The following is a 19,948-nucleotide window of genomic DNA, read 5'->3' on the forward strand; positions in this document are numbered from 1 at the left end:
ACGTTCTCGTGCCAGGAGTCCTCCTTTTTCTTATTGGTGCAGCGATGGCGCGCACCAGCGCCATAAGCTCCAGCTTCGGAAGGAATAGCGAAAGGCAGCAGAATAGGGCTGTCTGTTTTTTGTGATAAGATGGAAAAGACAATGCAGATGGGAGGGATTCAATTGAAAAAAATTGCCGAGGGCGTTGCGATGCTGGAAATCAACCTGAACCATTTTATCATTCACCCCACTTTGATCTGGGATGAACAGAAAGCGGTTTTGGTAGATGCCGGCATGCCGGGTTCGCTTGATTTGATCCGTGCAGAAATGGAGAAGGCGGGCGTGCCGTTTGAAAAATTGGACGCAGTTATTCTGACGCACCAGGATATGGATCATATTGGCAGCGTGCCGGAAATATTGGCAGAGTCCGGCCATTCCATTACGGTGTACGCACACGGGTTGGACAAGCCATATATCGAAGGGGAGAGGCTTCTGATCAAAGCGGATCCGGAAAAGATCGATCCGGCAAGATGGGAATCGATGCCGGAAGAAATGAAACAGATGTATTTGAATCCGCCGAAAGCGAAAGTGGACAAAGTGATCGGGGATGGAGAAGTTCTGCCTTTTGGCGGCGGAATAGAGGTGATTTTTACACCGGGGCATACGCCTGGCCATTGCTGCCTGTATCTTAAAAAGAGCAAAACATTGATCGCTGCGGATGCGATGGTTGCAGACAACGGCAAACTGCATGGCCCCAGACAGCAAGTCACGCCTGATATGGGAACCGCAATGGCTTCATTGAAAAAGCTGCTTGATTTTGATATTGAATCCGTCATCTGCTACCACGGCGGCCTGTGCCATGAAAATGTAAATGAACAGATTCGCAAGCTTGCAGAATGAAATAAGAGCGTGGCAAAAAAGCCACGTTCTTATTTCATAAGCCAAACCGATGGCTGGAAAAGATGCCGGACATGGGGAAGAAAAGTCCCTGTCTTTCTGTTTTTTCCTTTTCTGGTGTGGGCCGTTTTTTGTCGTTTTTGAGTCATATAGCGGCCGACCTTGCCCCGCAGCCTTCCTTTTCTGGTGCAGGCCGTATCGCCGGTGTGTGATATAAAATGGGTTTTGTTGCCGCTCATGTTCCGGGCGGCCTTGTCATCCTGCCCCCCTGCCTGGTGCAGGTTCGCCGGCATGTTGATTTAAAAAATGCCCGCCGCCCGAGTTATTTTGCTTTTTGCCGCGGCTTCTCATTCCCCCAAGCTGCCCCACAATGCCCGCTCGGCTTGGTGCGGATCATTTTCCACTCTGCAATCCTGGCCAAAAGTCATCGCGGGCCGCTGCCTTTTGTCATATGGCGGCCATTCGGGGAGCAGGCTGCAATTCGGATCGCCATTTTGGGCAAAAGCAATCCATGCCTGATGCATCCGGTCTGCAAGCGCATGCCGACCGGGTGCATTTCCCGTTAAGTTTTCCGTGCCGGGTTGTTCCAGCGTATGCCACACAAATGGAATTTCCAGGGCATGGCAGGCTTTAAGCGTCCCGTTATAAACGGGGCTTTCCCAGTCAAACTGGTACATCCACACCTTTTCCCCGGTTTGTGCGCGGGTATCTGCCAATTTTAAGGCAGGACCGGTAAATACAAAGTATGTCATGATCCGGTCGTATAATTCCTGGGTAAATGCACTTGGATCTGTAATTTTTGCGGAAAGGGCGTCCCAATACTTTGCAAATGTTTTTTGGAAAACGTCCTGCATCTCTTTAGGGTCCTGCCTTTTCCACACCGGATCGAAAACAGTGAACAATCGGTATTCGTCCTTATTTGTTCCGATTAAAACCGGAATGTCCTTTGCCGCATTTTCAAGAGCCCTTTCCGGATGTTCCGGCAGCACAATGCCATCTGTAACCGGAAGTAGGCTCATGAAAGGGAGCGAATTCACAGCCTCTGCTAGATTTTTTGCCGGCACCTCTGCCAGTTTTGCAACATCTTTTTTCTCCAGACCAAGCGTTTCCAGTATGCGTCGTGCATTTTTGGCTGCCCGTTCAGGTGTAGCGGTAAAATTGGCCGCCCCGCTTTCGAGAATGGCCTTATGAAACAACCCGCTTGCGGCAGGGGAAGAAAGCAATGCCGCAACACTCATGGCACCTGCAGATTCGCCGAAAATGGTCACGCAGTCCGGATCCCCGCCGAAAGCAGCAATATTTTCTTTTACCCATTTTAAAGCTGCGATCTGATCGAGGATCCCGCAATTTCCGGAGGCCTCATATTTTTCTCCGCCCATTTCGCCAAGATACAGAAAACCGAGCGCCCCGAGCCGGTAATTGATCGTGACCACAACAACATCCCCGTTTTTGGCAAAAGCAGAGCCGTCATAAGAAGGCGCTGAACCTGCCCCGTTAGCAAACGCGCCGCCGTGGATCCATACCATAACAGGACGCCTCTCCCCGTCTGCTCCAGGCGTCCAAATATTAAGATTCAGGCAGTCTTCGTCCATATTTTCAGCCGGATTCCCGAGAAAATCCATCAGTTCAACCGGCGGCTGCCATGCAATTGGCCCGAACTGCGTGCAATCTTTTACGCCTGCCCAGGGTTCGGGCAGTTCCGGCGGGCGGAAACGCAAAGGTCCGATTGGCGGTTTTGCATAGGGAATCCCTTTCCAGATTTGCACACCTTTTTCCTCGTATCCCCGGGCCTTTCCGAAAACGGTTTCAACAATTGCTGTCTTCATTTTTATTCTCCTTTCCGGAATGGATTTCTAAAGTATTCGACGGGAATGTGCAAATTTCCTTTCAGTTTTTTTGAAAAATAGATTGACAACGAACGTACGATCTTTTATTCTGTTTATAGAATGTAAGTTCGGGTGAAGGGGTGCGAAAATATGGCAACCATCATAAGCAGTATTGGCCTAAAGGGAATAGAAGGATATTGTGTTCATGCCGAAGTGCAGATGATGTTGGGGTGCGGGTCCGGGATCACCATTGTCGGGTTGCCGGATGCTTCGGTGAAAGAATCTAAGGAACGAATACGGGGTGCATGTTCATCGATTGGATGTATGCTGTTCCAAAGCAAAACGATTGTCAATCTTTCCCCGGCAGACGAGCGGAAAAACAGTCCTGCACTTGATCTGCCCATTGCAATCGGGCTGATGGCAGAAAACCACTTTTTTCATGCCAGAATTCCTGATCATACTGCCTTTTTGGGCGCGCTCTCACTGGACGGGTCTGTTCAGGCAGTGGCTGGGATGCTTCCGTATGTGATGGCAGCAAGGGGATTAGGCATGAAAAGATTGTATTTGCCAGCCTCTGCGGAACTTCCCTTTTCACAAATGGACGGGATGGATATTATATTTGTCCAGCATTTAACGGCTTTCCGAAAAAAGTCTCCCATCCTCAAGGAATGTGAAGGTGCGAATCGCACCAATGAGTAGGTGGGAGATGAATTTCGGTTGGCTTTAGCCAAAGTTATTTTTCCAATCCTTTTCTCAACAATTCTAAGATTGCGCCTGTTCTAGTTGGAATCCCATTTTCTTTTTGATATTGCTCCAATTTTTCTAATATCGTCTTAGGCATACGAATTTCTACACGTTCTTTCTCTTCTCTCATGATTATCACCTCATATTGATTGTACGGATTTTTTACGGTATAATCAATATATACGAAATTTTTCCGCACAAAGTGAGGTGAATTGATATGGCCAAGCAAAACAAAGCTTTCAAGTTTCGTTTGTTACCAAACAAAGAACAATCCGCATTATTAGCTAAGACATTTGGTTGTGTTCGCTTTGTCTACAATAAGATGTTAGCTGAACGCAAAGAAACGTATGAAAAGTTCAAGGATGATAAAGAATTGCTTAAAAAGCAAAAGTTTCCGACTCCTGCAAAATATAAAAGTGAATTTCCATTCCTAAAAGAAGTGGATTCTTTAGCTTTGGCAAATGCACAAATGAACTTACAGACTGCTTATAAGAATTTCTTTGAAGGAAATGCGGATTTTCCAAAGTTCAAAAATCGTAAAGCAAAACAATCCTATACAACTAATATGGTCAACGGAAATATTAAGCTAGAAAATGGTCATATCAAACTGCCAAAAATCAAAAAGCCAATAAAAATGAAACAGCATAGAGAGATACCTGCTGATTATAAAATCAAATCTTGCACTATTTCTAAAACAAAGACAGGCAAATACTACATTTCAATTTTGACAGAATATGAGAAAGATATTCGTCCAGTTAAAATACAGAAAGTTGTTGGTTTGGATTTTGCTATGGATGGTCTATATGTCGAGAGTGAACAGGGTAAGAAAGCCAATTACCCACGTTACTATCGGCAAGCCTTAGATAAATTAGCAAAAGCACAACGAATTCTTTCTCGAAGAAAGAAAGGTTCTGCACGTTGGAACAAGCAACGACTAGTAGTGGCTAAGTTACATGAGAAAGTGGCGAACCAACGCATGAATTTTCTTCATCATAAGTCAAAAGAATTAGCTTCTAACTTTGATGCTGTCGTGATTGAGGACTTGAACATGAAAGGGATGTCTCAAGCCCTTCACTTTGGGAAAAGCGTTCATGATAACGGCTGGGGGATGTTCACTACTTTCTTAGCGTATAAGCTAAAAGAACAGGGGAAACAACTTGTGAAAATTGATAAGTGGTTTCCCTCCACTAAGAAGTGTTCATGTTGCGGCAAGGAAAAAGAAATGCCATTATCTGAACGTGTATATAAATGTTCTTGCGGCTTTGTATTAGATCGCGATCACAATTCAGCAATCAATATCAAAAATGAGGGATTACGCTTATTAGCGTTATCATAAGTAACAAAACTCTTGGAACAAGAGGGTTAGCTCGGTCAGTTTTCGTTGGCTAGTAAAAGCAACGATAAGTCGAGAAGCCCCCACTTCAATCAAACCGTAAGGTTGATAAGTGGAGGGTAGTTCACAGGACGTACTCGATTCATTGTCCGGAAAGAAGCTGCCGCCTGTCCGGAAAAAGAGGCAGCTGCAACCAGATGAGTATTCATTCGAAGCAGATTTCAGCATGATTCTTGGGCACCGGCATGTGAAAAAAGTACTGGAGATTGCCGCCGCCGGAAGCCACAATGTTTTAATGTACGGCCCGCCCGGAAGCGGAAAAAGTATGCTGGCTGAGGCTTTTCCTTCGATTTTGCCGCCGCTTTCGGAAACGTCTTCTTTTGAAGTGGCGGGACTCTATCAGCTTGCAAACGTGAAAAGGGGATTTCACCGGAAACCGCCGTTTCGCGCGCCGCATCACGCTTCATCTGCAGTTTCACTCGTCGGTGGGGGTTCCCGGCCGCATCCGGGTGAAATTTCATTAGCCCATCACGGGGTGCTGTTTCTCGATGAAATGGCCGAGTTTCCAAAAAGAACGCTTGATATGCTCAGGCAGCCGCTTGAAAATGGGAAAGTAACCATTAGCAGAGCCGCTTCCACGGTGACTTACCCTGCCCGGTTTATTATGCTTGCGGCCATGAACTTGTGCCCATGCGGTTATCTCGGGTCGCCCCATGCGTATTGCACATGCACGCCAAAACAAATTCAAGCTTATCAAAACCGGATTTCCGGACCGCTGTTAGACCGCTTTGACATATTTTTGCCAGTCGGGACAGTACCGTTACTGGAAGAGTCCGGGAAAATAAACGAAACTTCAGAACAGATCCGAACCCGCGTCACGGAAGCAAGGAAAAGGCAGTACGAAAGGTACGGGGCGGAAGTTTGTAACGGTACAGTGCCAAACGAAATCTTTCTACAAAAAAATCCGCTCGCAAACAGCAGCAGTTTAATGCTCAGGCAGTGGGCAAGCAAGGAAAACTTCAGCAGCCGGGCACAAATGAAAATTCTCAGGCTGGCAAGGACGATTTCAGATTTGCAAGGCAGCCGGGAGCTGTCAGAAGACGCGCTCTGGCAGGCATTGCAAATGAAAAGAAATCATCTTTTTGGAAAAAGAAAGGTGGATGCATATGCAACTTATAATGGAAGAAAAAGCGGAGTATTTGCCGCACGACCGCTTGTTTAAAGAACTTATCCAAACTTTTTTTGCAGATTTCATGGAAGCCTTTTTCCCGGAAGTAGCGCGGTGGATGGACTTTTCTGATGTGGAATTCCTCCAGCAGGATCTGTTTACAGACATCACAGCTGGTGAACAACGCAGAATTGATATTTTGGCAAAATTGAAATTAAAAGGGGAAGACACGGTTGTCCTCATCCATGTGGAACCGCAGTCTTATTATCAAATGGAATTTCCGGAACGGATGTTTATTTACTATTCCCGCATTTATGAAAAATATCGCTTGCCGGTTTTGCCAATTGCTGTTTTCAGTTATAATAAACGCAGGGAAACTCCTTCTCTTTTCACCGTAAGAATCCGCAACTTTGAGTCCATCCGTTTTCGTTATATGTCCATACACTTAATCAGGAAAAACTGGAAAGAATATATTCGAAGCAACAATCCCGTTGCGGCTGCACTGCTCAGCAAAATGGGGTATACAAAAAAAGAAAAAGTACAGGTAAAAGTAGAGTTCTTAAGAATGATGGCCCGCATGGAACTCGACCCGGCAAGAATGGCACTAATCTATGGATTTTTTGATTCTTATTTTAAATTAACGGATAAGGAGGATGAACTTGTGATGTCAAGCATTAAAAATCTGGATCCGCAAGAAGCCGACCAAATCCTGCGCCTGCCAAATTCCTTTTACGACAAAGGGTACAAAAAAGGGAAGGAAGAAGGAAAAGAAGAAGGAAAAGAAGAAGGAAAGGAAGAAGGATTGAAAGAGGGGTTGAAAGAAGGGGAAAGGAGAGCGGCATTAAGGATTGCCAAAAGAATGCTGGAAGAGAACCAGGATCTGGCATCAATCGCAAAATACACCGGGCTGGCAGAGGAAGAATTGAAAAAGCTGAAACAGAGCGGAGCAACCAGACTTAGGTGTGATCAATAAATACACTGGGTTGCCGGAAGAAGAAATTCAAAATTTTAAAATAGGGCTTGCTGAACGAATCAGATTCTGTCAGATACAAGCCAAATTACGGTTATTAAAATATAAAATAGTGTTGTACAAAAATTTCAAAAAAAGAACCCTGAGCTTCCGCTCCAGATTCATTATAAGGAATTGAAGGGCTACTACTGTTTCACTGGTCTCCTGAAGGCGTGCTCGAATAAGGCCTAGCCCATACTTGCGCTTGCCTTCGCCAAATTTGCTTTCAACGGCATTACGTTCGGAGGCATCCTGCCTTGCCACGCGTTCTAAGGTTTTGTCTTCCGTTTTGGATGGGCGTCCCAACCTTGGCCCACTCAGACGAATGCCAAGAGATTTACAGTATGCTAGGTTGTCACGGTTTCGGTAGATTTTATCTGCTAAAATCGCTTCTGGATAAAATCCGAACCGGTTGTAGTAGTTCTCAATAGATTCTCTAAGGGTGATCCCTTCATTGTAATTTTCCCAGTCGAGTTGCTCAATCAAGGCATAGCCATCTACAACGCTAATGGCGACTTTTGAGCCGAATTCCACGTTCGCTTTTGCCTTGCCACGCACAATTGGACGGACATGCGGCTGGGAAATGCTCACAATCCGGTGGTCAATCCGATGTGTTTTCTTTTTGTACATTTCTGCCTGTTGGCGGTAAAGTTCATGAATCACGAGGAGTTGTCGGTATTCATCTTTGCTCAAAAGAGACAGGGAGCTTTGGGAAATGAGATTTCCAATGATCTCCAGATTCCGTTTCACATATCCAAGTTGTTTGCCGACAGCTTTCCGGATTTTCCGGGCTCCAGCTTTGCGTTGCTTAGCGACAGAAAGATAGTCCCTGCGGGCTCTTTTTCTGTAGGTCCGTGGCTTTGGTAATTTTCCTTTGTGCGGTTCATGCAGTACATCAATGATATGTTCCAGTTTCTCACGGGCTTCGTTCAAAAGCCCCAGATCAGTAGGGTAAGCAATATCAGCCGGTGCACAGGTTGCGTCCAGAATGAGCTTTCCTTTGTTCTTCGTTTTAGGAGAAGCCGATCCAGTTGAATTCTCTTCCGAAGCAGGACCGGAAGGTTGATGATCACCACTACTATGATCGTCATCATCATGGTGATCATCATCGTTGTCATTTTCCTTAGATGCTTCTTCCGATTGGCGTTCTTGTTCTTCCAGAACAATCCATTCATTCAGTTCATTGATGATGTTTGCACCCAAACGTTTTCTAAAACGAGTCATCAGAGAATGATCGAATGGGGCTTTTTCCTGGAATTCAGGCAACCCGATAAAATACTGAAGATACGGGTTTTCCGTGATCTGTTCGACTGTTTCCCGGTCAGATAGCCCAAGCCGTTCTTTGATATAGAGAGCCCCAAGAGCAACTCTGACAGAATAAGCCTTTTCACCTTTGAACTTTTTCTTGAAGGACTTGGCATACTTTTCTTCAGCCTTCCACCAAGGGATTAATTCAGCAAGACGGACCCAGCGATTTTCTTTATTTAATTTTCCACCGAATGGTAGAAAAAAATCTTCTACAAAAGTTAATTGATGTTCAGTCTTTTTGTACATCGTAACGGCCTCCAAGTGCAAGGTTTTTTACACGTTTCCTATAAAATCCTTACACTTTATATTCGACAAAAGTGGCCAAAATCCTTGTCAAATCTGGAATTTTTGTTTATTCAGCAAGCCCTAAAATAGAACCGAGCAATCGGCTGCAATCGCATAAATTGTGAGCATCCGTGGAAAACTAGCCGCATCACTTCAATAAGGATGTGGAGAGAGTGGAAAAAGAGAACGGACGTGTTGAGCCGACACTTGCGACTGGCCTTGACGACCAGGAAGAGCTCGACCAAAAAGCAACGCCGGAAGAAATAGCAAAAGGTGAATATACGAAAGTGGTCAGATTGTCTCTGGATGAAGCAGATCCAAGTAAGGGTGAAGATTAATATGGCATCGAATTTTTTGGCAGGCCTAATTGCCTCCATAACCGCATTTTAAATGGCGATCCCGTATGAAAGTCCGCTATGGCGGCCATTTCTATTGCAAGTGATGCAAACAGAAAAGGCGGAAACTTTGAAAAAATGGTGCAACAAACGGATTGCATTTAAGCAGGGTGAAGGCGGCCTTGTTCCGGGGCCGCCCGTGCCAATCATTTGATATCAGCCTTTTCAGCCGTGAGCTGTTCGATTGTTTCCATTGCTTTTGCAATTTGCGCCTTCGTAAAGCTGCCAAGCAGGCGAAAGGATTCTTCGGGTTTTGCGGCATATGCTGCGACTTTTTCAATGGCCGCGCCATGATTTTCCGTCACATGCAGTGTATCCAGATTATAAGGAAAACCGAGTTTTTGATACAACGGAAGCAGTTTTTTCACTTCATTGATATCGCCTGTTGCCGCTAATTGGACAAGGATGCCGTAAGCCACTTTGGAACCGTGCAGAATGGAATGCGTTTCCGGCAGGAAGGACAGCCCGTTATGGATGGCGTGGGCCCCAGCCATTCTTCCGTATTCGCCGGCAAAGCCGCCGACTGTCCCGGCTGCGCCAATGATAATTTCAACTATATTGCGGAAAGCGTCGGTTATCTTCCCTTCGTTTCGGTCGTGTAATGCCTGCTCACTGTCGCGCAAGATCCCTTCATAAATCGCTTTTGCGGAGCGGAGGCCGAGTTCGACCATCACCGGCAAATGTTTCATGGAACGGGTGATGCCTTCTGCTTCATACCATTTGGCTAAAGAATCGCCAATTCCGCCCAGCAAATATTCGGCTGGTGCGTTCAGAAGAATACGCAAATCGATCAGGGTTAAAAAGGCGGAACGTTTGTAATAAGCGACATGACTGAATGAGCCGTCTTCATGATAAACAGCGGATAAAGGCGTATAACCGGCACACGTTCCGGCTAGCGTTGGAACGAGCACGACTTCACAGTTGAGCAGTTCTGCTGTTCCCTTTGCCGTATCGAGCACTTTGCCGCCGCCAATCCCGACGATGACATCTGCACGGCCTGCCTGTTCCGCCAGTGCTGCCATGTTTTTCTCACTTGCAGTATGATCGTACCGGAGTACCGGCCAGTTTTGCGGTATTGACGCAAATTTTTGAAATGCTTTGAATGATTTTACCCCGGTAATGACAACCGGATATTTGAATTCTTCCAGCTTTTCTTCCAAATATTTGGCTGCATCTTCTTCACATATGTATTGGTTTGGACCGCTTCTTATGACTTGGCTTAGACGCATTTTACAGGACCTCCGTGATATAAAAATTTGATGTATGTCCAGCTTACGCCTAAATAAATTATATTTCAATATTTTTTCATCATTCAGCTATTAATATATCAATGGTTCGATATATGGGAGTTGCAAAAGAAAAGTGTGGTTTTAAAGCAAACAGACTCAGGAATCTGCCAAAAAGACAAAAAGGGGTTCCCGCAGTAACCGGGGCCCCTGAGTCCAAGCACGTGCCAATTTGAAACCGGGAATCATTAAAGTTTTAACATCCGCTCTAACGCCAAAACCGCATCCCGCGCTGTATTTTCCTCTACTTTGATCACGTTTGTTTCTTTGCCCTCGATGATATTTTCCAGTGACCATAAAAGATGGGGCAGGTCGATCCGGTTCATGGTCAGGCACGGGCACATGACCGGATTTAACGAAATAATCTTTTTATCCGGATGATTTTTGATCAGGCGCTGCACCAGGTTCATTTCAGTGCCAATTGCCCAGGCGCTCCCGGCCGGCGCGTTTTCAATCGTATCAATGATGTATTTTGTGGAGCCGCTGAAATCTGACAGGGCAACCACTTCATGCGCACATTCCGGATGGACAATGATTTGCATATCCGGATATTTCGCGCGCACGAATTCGATATTTTTAATGGTAAAGTGCTCGTGCACGGAGCAGTGCCCTTTCCATAAAATGACTTTCACATTTTCCAGCGCGCCTTCGTAGATAAGTTCGTTCCGGATCGGGTCCCAGACTGCCATATCTGTGAGTTCCACGCCCAAATCAAATGCAGTGTTCCGGCCGAGATGCTGGTCTGGTAAAAAGAAAACCCGTTTTTTCTGGGTGAAGGCCCACTTGACCATTTTTTTCGCATTTGAAGAGGTAACGGTTGCCCCGCCGTTGCGCCCGACAAATGCTTTTATCGCTGCTGTGGAGTTGACATAGGTAAGGGGCAGCATCGTATCCCCGAACAAAGATTGCAACATATCCCATGCCCGTTCCGTCTGGTGGATGTCGGCCATGTCTGCCATCGAGCAGCCTGCGCGCATGTCGGGGAGAATGACAGTTTGTTCCGCTGATGTTAACATATCCGCCGTTTCTGCCATAAAATGTACACCGCAAAACACAATATATTTGGCATTGCGGTTTTTTGCCGAAATTTGCGCGAGCTGCAGCGAATCACCGGCTGCATCGGCAAACTGGTATACTTCTTCACGCTGGTAGTGGTGACATGGGAGGAAAAGTTGCGCGCCCATTTCTTTTTTGATGTCCCAAACCCGGTTTTCCATTTCTTCTTGCGAAAGAGACTGATATTTTTCCGGCAAAGTCGTAAGTTGTAACGTTTCCAGCAGGCTCATAAAGCAACCTCCTTCGTATTTTCCACGATTGCACTGATATCAAGTATTTGATAGGAATGGGTCAAAAATCCGAGCGAGATCCAATCGACGCCGGTTTCAGCATAGCTCCGGATATTTTCCATTGTGATGCCGCCTGATGCTTCCGTCGCAATATGGGGCGGCACGAGCGGCAGCCATTCGCAGACTTCTTCCGGTGTGCGGTTGTCAAACATGATGATGTCGGCACCGGCACGGACAGCCTCAAGCAGATGGTCCTTTGTTTCAATTTCGACTTCAATTTTTACGGTATGCCCGATGGATGCTTTCACTGTTTCCACGGCTTTTGTGATGCTGCCGGCAAATGCGATATGGTTGTCTTTCAGCATGACACAGTCGTACAGCCCGCGCCGGTGGTTGAATCCGCCGCCTGCTTTAACGGCGTATTTTTCAAGCATCCGGAGGCCAGGGGTTGTCTTTCTTGTATCGCAAATCTTTGCATGGGTGCCTTTCGTCTCACGGACTGCAGCGTTTGTTGTTGTTGCAATGCCCGACATGCGCTGGACGAGATTCAGGATTACCCGCTCTCCGGAAAGGAGGCTTACAATGGGCCCGTGGATTTCTGCAATGACCGTACCTTTTTCAATCCAGGCACCGTCCCGGGGGAAAATGCGGGGTCTCACCGTACTGTCCAGGATACGGAAACCTTCTTCTATCACATCTTTCCCACAGAAAATCCCGTTTTGCTTTGCAATGAACGTTAATTTGCCCGGCTGATCCGGCGAAAAAATATATTCCGTATTGATATCGCCTTCCCCAATGTCTTCCATGAAAAAATCTTTAAGCATGGATTGAAGTTTGAGCTTGTTCATAAAGTCCCCTCCTTGCGATCAAGCCTTTGTTTTTTGCATGAATGAGATGGATACCCTGCCAGTCGCTGCTTTCATCCGGGTAATCGGCGCGGATATGGGCACCACGCGATTCTTTCCGGAAAAGCGCCGATTGTGTGATGAAAAAGCTGTTGGTAAACATAAAGACTTTTTCTATTTCTTCCTTTGTAAGATGGTCGAGTGAAAAAGCGGAAAACGTATCAGCCCCGCGTGCTTCGAGCCACCGCAAAAGATGCCGCAACCCGGTTTCCGTACGGATCACACCGGCATTTTCCATCATTTTTTCCTTCAATGCTGCGGTGTCTAGCCGGCGGGCAATTTCCGGATTTAAAGGAGGGCGGGCGATTTCTGCTGTTTCGCCGCCCGATGCTTCAGGTTCCAATGCATTTAAAAACGCTGCGAGCCGTTTGCCAAATACGAGCCCTTCCAAAAGCGAATTGCTGGCGAGCCGATTTGCACCGTGTACGCCGCTTGCCGCGGCTTCCCCGATGGCATACAGCCCGTTTACCGTTGTTCTGCCATATGTATCCACTACGATGCCGCCCATAAAGAAATGGCTGCCCGGGACAACAGGCAACAGGCCGGAATGGATATCAATGCCGCTTTCCCGGCAAATCCGGGAAATGGTCGGGAACCTTTTTTCAAAGTGTTTGATTTTACGGATGTCCAGAAAAACTTTCTTTCCGCTATGAATCGTTTGATGAATTTGGTGGGCGACCACATGCCTGGGTGCCAGGTCTTTTAACGGGTGGACACCCGCCATGACAGGCGATCCGTTTTCGTCCACGAGTACTGCACCTTCTCCGCGGACGGCTTCGGACACAAGGCCTTTCGCGCGGCCTTCCGCATACAATAATGTCGGGTGGAACTGGACGAACTCCATATCTGCAAGTTCCGCGCCGGCCCGGTATGCCATTGCAATCCCGTCGCCGATGATTTCCGGGTGGTTGGAGGTGAAAGGATACAAGCTCCCAAGCCCGCCGGTTGCGATCACGGTATGATCGGAAAAATAGTGGCGGATGTTGCCGTTGGCCGTTTTTGTTTTTACACCGGTTACGCGTCCTGTTTCTGCGGATACCATGAGTTCAAACGCCAGCTCATGTTCGATAATCCGGACGCTTTTTCCAAGTTGCCCGAGAAGATGCTGAATGACAAATTTTCCGGTTGCATCGCCGCCGCAGTGGAGAATACGGTGCACTGTATGTGCGCCTTCAAGCCCTAAATCAAGCCCGCCGTCCGGCCGCCTGTCTGCGGGAAGCCCGCTTTTTACGAGTTCTTCTACTACGGCCGCACCCTCTTTCACCAATTTTTCCACTTCTTTTTCATTATGGTGCCGGCAACCCGCCCGGATTGTGTCTTTCACATGGAATTCAAAACGGTCTTCCGGCGAGAGGACGGCTGCGATCCCGCCTTGTGCTTTGTAGGAATTGCTCGTCTTTGTTTGCGACTTTGTAATGATCGTCACGTCGTAGCGGCTGTCCAGGTGCACGGCCAATTGCAGGGCGGCAATCCCGCTTCCCAAGATACATATTTTTTCTTTCATCCGTCTCCCTACTTTACATCTGTCTTGACACCTATCTTTGCACAAAATTAAACTGAATACAAGTACTTTTTAGGAGGCCAGCCATGTTTTATTTTGATTATGCGGCAACGACAAAAATGAGCGAACGGGCACGGGAGACATTTATGGAAGCAGCCGAATCTTTTTACGGAAACAGTGAAAGCCTGCATGACATCGGGACGGATGCGCGGGCGGTGCTTGAAAAATCGCGGGGCTTGATCAGCGGTTATCTCGGCGTACCGGCTGAAGGGCTGTATTTTACTTCAGGTGGCACGGAGGGGAATTTATTGGCGATTGTTTCGCTTGCAATGGGAGCTTCCGGAAGGGGAAAACATATCATTTCGTCGATGGCGGAGCATGCGTCCGTCCATTCAGCGCTCGGATTTTTGGAAAGGCTGGGATTTGAAGTGACAAGGCTCCCGTTTACGGAAAAAGGGACGGTGGATTTAAAGAAGCTTGAAGCAGCGATCCGGCCGGACACGGTGCTTGTTTCGGTTCAGCATATTAACCAGGAAATCGGCACCATCCAGCCCATTGAGGAAATTTCCCTGATGGTAAGAAGGCGGGGGATCCTGTTTCATTCCGATTGTGTGCAGTCATTTGGCAAAGCAGATGTAGCACGCATGATCCCTTACGTCGACAGCATCACCCTCTCTTCACACAAAATTCACGGGCCAAAAGGGGTCGGAGCAGTGTACATTCACCCCTCTTGTGTCATGGCGCCTGTTTTTCCGCATTTATCCCATGAAAAGGGGTTCCGCGGCGGGACGGTGAATGTGCCCGGCATTGCCGGATTTGCTGCCGCTGTCGAGGAAATTTTGATAGAAAGTGAGCGGGACTGGGAATACCGGACTGCATTAAAAGAGGCAACCGGCGGGGCGGTTGTTTTTATAGAAGGGGAACGGGCGATGCAGCTTCCTTCCATCGTCGGCTGTATGATTACAGGCGTTCAGGGGCAGCTTGTTTTATTGGAGTGTAACAAAGCGGGATTCGCGATTTCAACCGGGAGCGCCTGCCAGGAACATCATGAAGGCGGGAGCAAAGCGGTTGAAGCCATGGGATACCCGAAGGAAGCGGCTGATCAGTTTTTTAGAATTTCCTTTGGACGCCATACTAAAAAAAAGGAGATCGTTTCACTCGGAGAAACATTGAAAAAGATTGCGGCTGTGCACAGTGTCGGAACCGCGAGATGAAATCTATTTGCCCGCTGAACAGACACTGAGTGACTTGTGTTTCAAGCAGTTGGTAACGTGGAAAGAGGGTATATGGAAGAACATGTATGGGTAAAATTTTACAGGAAGGATCAGATGAGTGAAAAAAGGGGAAGACACGCTATTACTTAATGTATGTGTAAAATTTTACTCGAAGGGGCAAATGAGTGGAAAAAATGGGAAGACACTCTATTATCTAAATGTACACAGCTAAATGAACATCTAGAGAGAGGTATTCCCATGGATATGATATCAATAATTGCTGGATGATTAAAGGGTACAAAAAGTCTTATGGAATTTGAAGAACAAATTAAAATTCTGATGCAGAAGGTTTTTACACAATGGGTTGGGAATTTTGCTGTTGACAGCTTCCTAATGTGGTGATATATTTACCTCGAAAAGGCCAAGAAGCTCGGAAACTTAACCAAAAAGGGATATGGTAAGACCGTCAGTCGGAGGCGGTGTCTTTCAGTGTTGTGAGGTGCTTAGCAATCGAAGCTAAGTACAAGAGAATCAGAAAAGGCGTCAGCATCGAAGCTGGCGCCTTTAGTATGTCAAAGGGGGAAACCAAATGTGAAGAGAGTGATGGTCTTTATTGATGGCAATAATTTCGAAGCGGCTCTTACTGCCTTGTACGGGTCTCAGCAGAGGCTGGACTATTTAAAGTTGGCAGAATACGTGGCTGCCCGGAGAGATGGGATCCTTCAGCGCATTTATTATTACACAGCAGTCGGAAGTTTGGATAAAGAAAAAGCGGCAGCAACGAAATTATTTATTGATCATTTAAACAAAAAGGTTCCAAAATGTATCGCGAAACTGGGTTATTTAAGTGTTGTGGGAATAAATGCGCTAGGCAAGCCAATTTTTACAGAAAAAGGAACAGATGTAAATATAGCGGTAGATTTGGTGTCACTTGCTTTTAATAACGGTTATGATGAGGCAATTTTATTCAGTGCTGATACGGATTACGAAGCAGCCATTAAAATGGCCAGAAGTTTGGGGAAAAATGTGGTTGCCGGTGTCGTAGATCAACAAAAAGCGGGTTATATGAAGGATCTTTGTGATGAGTATATTACTTTAAAAAAAGAAGACTTTAATCAGTGCATGCGTTAATGAAAAAGTAAAGCTGCCCGGAGTCCGAGCCTCAAGGCAGCCAATGATGCGCTTGGCTGTATAGTTCGAATCTGTACAGCCTTCTAATCATGAGTATGAACGGACAACACGGGTTCATACCCATTTTCTTTCGACATTTTTATTCCCATTTGAAAGAATGAAAAAACCTGTCTGCCATGCCATCCGTGTGGGAATCGCTTTATGGATTAAAATACGCGTGGTTTCCGCCATAAGAGGAATAGCCTTCCTAAAGGGCACAACTTTTAATATACATAATATCTGAATTTTTTTAAAAGGAAACAAAAAGTTTCCTGCTTGTCTGTTTAAGCATGCGCCGAAGTGGGGAAAGGTATTTTGCAAAATGTACAGAAGCGCCAAAGTGCATTTGACTTCATTGAAAGTTTGGATATATTATAAATTAGAAATTTTTCCATCATGGAAGCTTCAAAAAATATCATGCAAAGAAAACTGGATAAAAAAATTTTGCTTATACATCCTAAAAGATAGCAATACCCGCCGGACATCCCGGGAAAAATACGGGTGTAGCGGGAAGAAACACGCTGGCACTTAAATATAGCCTGATTTCGAATGATCTATTTTGCGAATTTGCGTTGATGCTGGTACGGTGAGCAGCAGCAGGAATGTTTTTATTCTCTATCATATAAGAAATGAGAGGTGGGTATGATGGACTTAAGTCCGAAAGAAATTGCGGATGTAGCAATTGAAAAAGGAATAGCGAAAGCGAACAGCTCGTTTTTGTCGATGGTGGTGCTTGGTTTTTTGGGCGGGGCTTTTATTGCAATCGGTTATTTGGCTTATATCCGGGTGACCGGCACGATGCCAGCGAGCTGGGGCAGTTTTGACACATTTATGGGTGCCGCAGTGTTCCCGACCGGTCTGATCTTGATTTTGGTTGGCGGCGGCGAGCTTGTCACCGGCAATATGATGGCCGTCAGCATGGCCTGTTTTGACAAAAAGATTAACATCCTGCAGCTTATCTGGAACTGGTTGTGGATCACCATTTTTAACCTGATCGGTGCGCTATTTGTGGCCTACTTTTTCGGGCATTTTATCGGCCTGACAGAGGGGGATTTTTTGGCGAAAACAGTTCACACGGCAGAAATGAAGACAAGCGCGCCTTTTTGGCAGGCATTTGTCTCCGGGATCGGTTGTAACTGGCTTGTCAGCATGGCCGTCTGGCTTTGCTACGGCGCCAAAACGTTTGCAGGCAAAATCCTCGGCATCTGGTTTCCGATCATGGCTTTTGTGCTAATCGGGTTCCAGCACGTTGTTGCTAATATGTTCATTATTCCGGCCGCTATTTTTGCGGGGCATCTTTCATGGATGTTATTTTTGAAAAATATCATTGCCGTTTTCCTCGGGAATGCGGCAGGCGCAGTTGTGTTTGTCAGCATGCTCTACTTTATCGCATATAAAAAAGAAGGGGTTCAAAAGACAGACACTGCACTTTGAAACGGAGGGCTTCTCACAAAATGGGAAGCCTCCCTTTTTTGGCTTTCGGTAAAAACAGAATCGCTTTTTCAGCCATTGCAGAAAAGGATGCAAATTTGAATAGGCTACGCAGAATGGGAGTGAGTCAGCAAGAATGCAAATATCTGATAGAAAAAGCAGCAAAAACTTTGTACCCCGCCTGGTTCTAACGGAGAAAGAGCCATTACCAAGCCCTTCGTAATAATGGGTATCACAGTGCTTCCCGAGCAAAGCTCCACTTGCTTCCGCTCCCTATTCACACAAATTTTGCATGATTCTACAAATTTCCGCAAAGGATTGATATAATAGATATATAGTCTCAGACATTGGATCTGTTACTTATGGGACATCGTTTTTTGGAAAAACAACCTGTTCATAAATTGCAGATTGATGCTGGGTACATTGTCCTATGGATATCTTTACGGATTCCGGTTTGCAAGGGGATACCCATTTTAAAAAACAAATCTATCGCGGTGGAACCAGGGGGAAGAGGATGAGCAAACTACTACATACGACTGCAGCAAAAAAAGCACTGGCTAAAGTTGAAAGGGTGGCTGAAAAGGTAAGGCAGGTTTGGGATTCGCAAAAGTCCATTGAAGAACAGGCCGATTCCATTCGTTCCCTGCTTGATCAGGAACTTGCGCGGGATGAATACTTTGTGATTGTGGATGAAAACGGTGTGGGTTATATCCATACGAACCGCCTCTGGGAAGGAACCATTTTTAATGACAAAGTGGGGCTGGCTGCTGCCAGTACCAATACTGGCCTATTACAGATGTACCCAAGAGATACGGGGGAAGTGCTCATTGATGCCTCGTGCCCGCTTTTGACTGGCCCAAATGGAAAGCGCTTTAATTTGCGGATGGGCAGGCTTGTTCATCAGCCGTTTATCGGTCTCCTTTTTGGGGGGATAGCGGTGGTGTCGAGTGTAGCAGCATCATTGGCCGCCTATTTTTTTCATCAAGACCTGGTGGAAACAGGCAGTGTGTTCAGCATTACCCTTTTCGTCAGTCTTGTGCTTAGTTTGGTCGCCTATTTGATCATCACTCATCAGCTGCGACATTGGTATGCGGTTACAAGAAAAATTTCATCGGGGGACTTGAGCGCAATGGTGAAGACAGTAGGGCTGCGCAATGAGTTCCATCAAATCGGCTATGAAATAAATAAAATCATTTTAGGGATCCGGGCAATGATCCGTGACTTTAAAAATGGAAGCGAAACAGTGGAACAGATAAGCAAGGAACAAGAAATGGAATTGCAGCACATTTCCGCAGCTTTTGAACAAATCTCTGCAGCCGTCCAAACTTTTCGGGGCGGCGCTGAGATTCAGGGCAACTCGGTTGGAAATGCGAATGAGATGGTGGAAAAGATGATGGAAAAGGTATGGGAAATGCAGGAAGAAGCGGAGAATGCTGTTGCCGGGGCGGATGAAGCACTGAGGGATGCAAGTAAGGGAGAACAGGCTGTACAATTGGCGAAAAACCAAATGAAGGCGATTCAGGATGAGGCTTCAAATACAGCGTCTAATATCCGTTTGGTAGCCGAAGAAGCGAAAACGGTCATGGAAAAGGTGTCGGCCATTACGGAAATTTCCAAGCAAACGAATATGCTGGCACTTAATGCCTCGATTGAAGCGGCACGGGCTGGCGAGGTCGGAAACGGTTTTGCGATTGTCGCCAATGAGGTGAGAAAACTGGCGGAAGGGACAAATGTATTTGCCGAACATATCATGTCCTCTATGAAAAAAACAAGGGAAGATTTAGAAGCAGCTGTTGCGCAGGTTGAACATAATGTAAAGGCGATCGATAAGGGAATGGAGATTGTTTCGCAAACCGGTGAGACCATTATGCAATTAACAAAGAGCGCCGTCCGGACACAAGACATGGTCATCCATAATCGCAAGTCTGTTCAAAACATCACGGAGGAGGGGGAAAAGCTTCAGGAAATGATAAAAGAAATAAAAACGATTACGGAAGATTTCACCAAAACAGTGGCTGAAACGAACGCCAGCATGGAAATTCAGGTGGAAGGCGTAAATTCGATCGCTCAGAATGCAACACAGCTGGCATCGGAAGCCAAGCATCTTAACCGCATTGTGAAAAGATTTCGGGATGGAAAAGACATTTTTTAAAAAGGGGACGCCCATTTCGCAAGCGCGACGTGGACGCCCATTCTGAAAATAGGGGGAGT

General features: G+C 46.3%; 17 protein-coding genes. 10 read left to right on the top strand and 7 right to left on the bottom strand.

The window, feature by feature from the left end; all coding sequences use genetic code 11:
* Positions 1–162: 162 nt before the first annotated feature.
* On the top strand, positions 163–879 hold the full coding sequence (locus NST70_RS02715; RefSeq protein ID WP_251460587.1) for an MBL fold metallo-hydrolase: 717 nt from the start codon (positions 163–165) through the stop codon (positions 877–879).
* Between the two features lie 344 nt (positions 880–1,223).
* On the opposite strand, the gene NST70_RS02720 is transcribed toward NST70_RS02715, so the two are convergent.
* On the bottom strand, positions 1,224–2,702 hold the full coding sequence (locus NST70_RS02720) for a carboxylesterase/lipase family protein (protein ID WP_035191175.1): 1,479 nt from the start codon (positions 2,700–2,702) through the stop codon (positions 1,224–1,226).
* A 150-nt stretch (positions 2,703–2,852) separates the two neighbouring features.
* Here NST70_RS02720 and NST70_RS02725 point away from each other — a divergent pair, with 150 nt between their 5' ends.
* Positions 2,853–3,401: a magnesium chelatase domain-containing protein gene (locus tag NST70_RS02725; RefSeq protein ID WP_342475680.1), complete on the top strand. Its 549-nt coding sequence runs from the start codon at positions 2,853–2,855 to the stop codon at positions 3,399–3,401.
* 34 nt (positions 3,402–3,435) lie between these two features.
* On the opposite strand, the gene NST70_RS02730 is transcribed toward NST70_RS02725, so the two are convergent.
* Complete coding sequence (locus NST70_RS02730) at positions 3,436–3,576, bottom strand: hypothetical protein (protein ID WP_014095675.1); 141 nt, start codon at positions 3,574–3,576, stop codon at positions 3,436–3,438.
* Positions 3,577–3,663: 87 nt separating this feature from the next.
* On the opposite strand from NST70_RS02730, the gene NST70_RS02735 reads away from it, so the two are divergent.
* From NST70_RS02735 to NST70_RS02745, 3 genes are all read left to right on the top strand, one after another.
* Positions 3,664–4,782, top strand: a complete 1,119-nt coding sequence (locus tag NST70_RS02735) for an RNA-guided endonuclease TnpB family protein (RefSeq protein ID WP_014095882.1) — start codon at positions 3,664–3,666, stop codon at positions 4,780–4,782.
* A gap of 109 nt (positions 4,783–4,891) precedes the next feature.
* Positions 4,892–6,001, top strand: a complete 1,110-nt coding sequence (locus NST70_RS02740; RefSeq protein ID WP_342475683.1) for an ATP-binding protein — start codon at positions 4,892–4,894, stop codon at positions 5,999–6,001.
* Positions 5,946–6,920 (top strand): Rpn family recombination-promoting nuclease/putative transposase, encoded by a 975-nt coding sequence (locus tag NST70_RS02745; protein ID WP_014096120.1) that lies wholly within the window; start codon positions 5,946–5,948, stop codon positions 6,918–6,920. The genes NST70_RS02740 and NST70_RS02745 overlap by 56 nt, the downstream gene beginning before the upstream one ends.
* Before the next feature lie 69 nt (positions 6,921–6,989).
* Here NST70_RS02745 and NST70_RS02750 read toward each other — a convergent pair whose 3' ends face one another.
* The gene (locus NST70_RS02750) at positions 6,990–8,510 is read right to left on the bottom strand and encodes an IS5-like element ISBco3 family transposase (RefSeq protein ID WP_043052461.1); all 1,521 of its coding nucleotides are present in this window, start codon (positions 8,508–8,510) and stop codon (positions 6,990–6,992) included.
* A gap of 212 nt (positions 8,511–8,722) precedes the next feature.
* On the opposite strand from NST70_RS02750, the gene NST70_RS02755 reads away from it, so the two are divergent.
* Positions 8,723–8,887, top strand: coding sequence for a hypothetical protein (locus tag NST70_RS02755; protein ID WP_013858399.1), 165 nt, complete (start codon positions 8,723–8,725; stop codon positions 8,885–8,887).
* 203 nt (positions 8,888–9,090) lie between these two features.
* Here the strand turns inward: NST70_RS02755 and NST70_RS02760 are convergent, their stop codons facing one another.
* The 4 genes from NST70_RS02760 to nadB all read right to left on the bottom strand — a co-directional run bounded on the left by NST70_RS02760 (position 9,091) and on the right by nadB (position 13,925).
* The gene (locus NST70_RS02760) at positions 9,091–10,173 is read right to left on the bottom strand and encodes an iron-containing alcohol dehydrogenase family protein (protein ID WP_251459683.1); all 1,083 of its coding nucleotides are present in this window, start codon (positions 10,171–10,173) and stop codon (positions 9,091–9,093) included.
* A gap of 245 nt (positions 10,174–10,418) precedes the next feature.
* Positions 10,419–11,516, bottom strand: a complete 1,098-nt coding sequence (gene nadA, locus NST70_RS02765; RefSeq protein ID WP_207369034.1) for a quinolinate synthase NadA — start codon at positions 11,514–11,516, stop codon at positions 10,419–10,421.
* Complete coding sequence (gene nadC / locus NST70_RS02770; protein WP_110133825.1) at positions 11,513–12,364, bottom strand: carboxylating nicotinate-nucleotide diphosphorylase; 852 nt, start codon at positions 12,362–12,364, stop codon at positions 11,513–11,515. The genes nadA and nadC overlap by 4 nt, the downstream gene beginning before the upstream one ends.
* Entirely contained in the window at positions 12,333–13,925 is a 1,593-nt protein-coding gene (gene nadB, locus NST70_RS02775) for an L-aspartate oxidase (protein WP_110133826.1), read from the bottom strand. The genes nadC and nadB overlap by 32 nt, the downstream gene beginning before the upstream one ends.
* Positions 13,926–14,008: 83 nt before the next feature.
* Here nadB and NST70_RS02780 point away from each other — a divergent pair, with 83 nt between their 5' ends.
* From NST70_RS02780 to NST70_RS02795, 4 genes are all read left to right on the top strand, one after another.
* Complete coding sequence (locus NST70_RS02780) at positions 14,009–15,136, top strand: IscS subfamily cysteine desulfurase (RefSeq protein ID WP_110133827.1); 1,128 nt, start codon at positions 14,009–14,011, stop codon at positions 15,134–15,136.
* Positions 15,137–15,727: 591 nt separating this feature from the next.
* The gene (locus tag NST70_RS02785) at positions 15,728–16,267 is read left to right on the top strand and encodes an NYN domain-containing protein (protein WP_014096110.1); all 540 of its coding nucleotides are present in this window, start codon (positions 15,728–15,730) and stop codon (positions 16,265–16,267) included.
* A 681-nt stretch (positions 16,268–16,948) separates the two neighbouring features.
* On the top strand, positions 16,949–17,740 hold the full coding sequence (locus NST70_RS02790) for a formate/nitrite transporter family protein (RefSeq protein ID WP_026104658.1): 792 nt from the start codon (positions 16,949–16,951) through the stop codon (positions 17,738–17,740).
* Between the two features lie 511 nt (positions 17,741–18,251).
* Positions 18,252–19,889: a methyl-accepting chemotaxis protein gene (locus NST70_RS02795; protein ID WP_035190228.1), complete on the top strand. Its 1,638-nt coding sequence runs from the start codon at positions 18,252–18,254 to the stop codon at positions 19,887–19,889.
* The last annotated feature ends 59 nt before the right edge of the window (positions 19,890–19,948 follow it).

The sequence above is a fragment of the Weizmannia sp. FSL K6-0777 genome, assembly GCF_038593185.1.
Lineage (GTDB): Bacteria > Bacillota > Bacilli > Bacillales > Bacillaceae_C > Weizmannia > Weizmannia faecalis.

Coding starts and splice junctions, on each gene's coding strand:
- NST70_RS02720 (WP_035191175.1), bottom strand. CDS start 2,702: ATGAAGACAGCAATTGTTGAAACCGTTTTCGGAAAGGCCCGGGGATAC.
- NST70_RS02790 (WP_026104658.1), top strand. CDS start 16,949: ATGATGGACTTAAGTCCGAAAGAAATTGCGGATGTAGCAATTGAAAAA.
- NST70_RS02735 (WP_014095882.1), top strand. CDS start 3,664: ATGGCCAAGCAAAACAAAGCTTTCAAGTTTCGTTTGTTACCAAACAAA.
- NST70_RS02760 (WP_251459683.1), bottom strand. CDS start 10,173: ATGCGTCTAAGCCAAGTCATAAGAAGCGGTCCAAACCAATACATATGT.
- NST70_RS02780 (WP_110133827.1), top strand. CDS start 14,009: ATGTTTTATTTTGATTATGCGGCAACGACAAAAATGAGCGAACGGGCA.
- nadC (WP_110133825.1), bottom strand. CDS start 12,364: ATGAACAAGCTCAAACTTCAATCCATGCTTAAAGATTTTTTCATGGAA.
- NST70_RS02725 (WP_342475680.1), top strand. CDS start 2,853: ATGGCAACCATCATAAGCAGTATTGGCCTAAAGGGAATAGAAGGATAT.
- nadB (WP_110133826.1), bottom strand. CDS start 13,925: ATGAAAGAAAAAATATGTATCTTGGGAAGCGGGATTGCCGCCCTGCAA.
- NST70_RS02795 (WP_035190228.1), top strand. CDS start 18,252: ATGAGCAAACTACTACATACGACTGCAGCAAAAAAAGCACTGGCTAAA.
- NST70_RS02745 (WP_014096120.1), top strand. CDS start 5,946: ATGCAACTTATAATGGAAGAAAAAGCGGAGTATTTGCCGCACGACCGC.
- NST70_RS02730 (WP_014095675.1), bottom strand. CDS start 3,576: ATGAGAGAAGAGAAAGAACGTGTAGAAATTCGTATGCCTAAGACGATA.
- NST70_RS02750 (WP_043052461.1), bottom strand. CDS start 8,510: ATGTACAAAAAGACTGAACATCAATTAACTTTTGTAGAAGATTTTTTT.
- nadA (WP_207369034.1), bottom strand. CDS start 11,516: ATGAGCCTGCTGGAAACGTTACAACTTACGACTTTGCCGGAAAAATAT.